This is a genomic window from Streptomyces sp. NPDC060031 (genome assembly GCF_042736805.1).
GTDB lineage: Bacteria > Actinomycetota > Actinomycetes > Streptomycetales > Streptomycetaceae > Streptomyces.
The window spans coordinates 1-1,373 of sequence record NZ_JBHWVM010000110.1 but is presented as its reverse complement, the minus strand read 5'-3'; the positions used below and the strand labels follow the sequence as shown (position 1 = coordinate 1,373).

Here is a 1,373-nt window from a genome sequence, read left to right as displayed (position 1 = left end):
TCCGCGGAAACCGCCGCGGTCGTCATCGCGACGCGGGTACGACGGACGGTCGCCACCACGGTCATCGCGACGCGGGTAGCTGGGACGGTCGCCACCACGGTCGTCACGGCCGCCGCGGAAACCACCGCGGTCGCCGCCACCACCGGTGGGACGGTCACCACGGTCGTCACGGCGCGGGTACGACGGACGGTCGCCACCACGGTCGTCGCGACGCGGGAAGCTGGGACGGTCGCCACCACGGTCGTCACGCCCACCGCGGAAACCGCCACGGTCGTCGTCACGACGCGGGTAGGACGGACGTCCACCGCGGTCGTCGTCACGGCGGGGGTAGCTCGGGCGGTCGCCGCCACGGTCGTCACGGCCGCCGCGGAAGCCACCGCGGTCGCCGCCACCACCGGTGGGACGGTCACCACGGTCGTCACGGCGCGGGTACGACGGGCGGTCGCCACCACGGTCGTCACGGCGCGGGAAGCTCGGACGGTCGCCGCCACGGTCGTCACGGCGGAAACCGCCGCCACCACCGGTGGGACGGTCACCACGGTCATCGCGACGGGGGTACGACGGGCGGTCGCCGCCACGGTCGTCACGGCCGCCGCGGAAGCCACCGCGGTCGCCGCCGCCACCGGTGGGACGGCCACCGCGGTCGTCGTCACGGCGGGGGTACGAGGGACGGTCGCCACCGCGGTCGTCGCGACGCGGGTAGCTGGGACGGTCGCCGCCACCGGCGCCACCGGCGCCTGCGGGACGCCCGCCACGGTCGTCACGGCGGAAGCCACCGCCACCGCCACCGCCGCCGGCACCGGTCGGTCGGCCACCACGGTCATCGCGACGGAACGGCGGACGGTCGCCGCCACGGTCGTCACGGCCCCCGCGGTAGCCGCCCCTGTCACCGCCGTCGTTGCGCCGAGGCTCGCGCTCCGGACGATCGTCGGGAGAGTTGGACATGGGTGTGACTCCTGTCTTCGGGGTACCGCTAGTCATTCTCGCGCAACCAACCCATGGCCGCGCTTCGGCGTAAAGAGGTGAAAAGCAAAAAGGACCCCTGGTCCAGCGTTGAACGCTGGACCAGGGGTCCTTTGAAAAATTGTTCGGCGGCGTCCTACTCTCCCACAGGGTCCCCCCTGCAGTACCATCGGCGCTGAAAGGCTTAGCTTCCGGGTTCGGAATGTAACCGGGCGTTTCCCTAACGCTATGACCACCGAAACCCTAATCGGTTTCGAGCGAACAAGCACACTTTGTAGTTATGTTCTAGCTCTAGAAACCAGCAACCGTTCGTTGCTTCAGAACTAACACAGTGGACGCGAGCAACTGAGGACAAGCCCTCGGCCTATTAGTACCAGTCAGCTCCACCCGTTACCGGGCTTCCACATCTG

1 protein-coding gene and 1 rRNA gene are annotated in these 1,373 nt (G+C 69.7%); one reads left to right on the top strand and one right to left on the bottom strand.

The genetic code is table 11. The features are described from left to right. Positions 1-1,026: hypothetical protein (locus ACFWB8_RS32485; protein ID WP_385235304.1), on the top strand; the 1,026-nt coding region annotated here is incomplete at its 5' end. A gap of 60 nt (positions 1,027-1,086) precedes the next feature. Here the strand turns inward: ACFWB8_RS32485 and rrf are convergent. Beyond that, positions 1,087-1,203 (bottom strand): 5S ribosomal RNA (gene rrf / locus ACFWB8_RS32480). Positions 1,204-1,373: the final 170 nt, after the last annotated feature.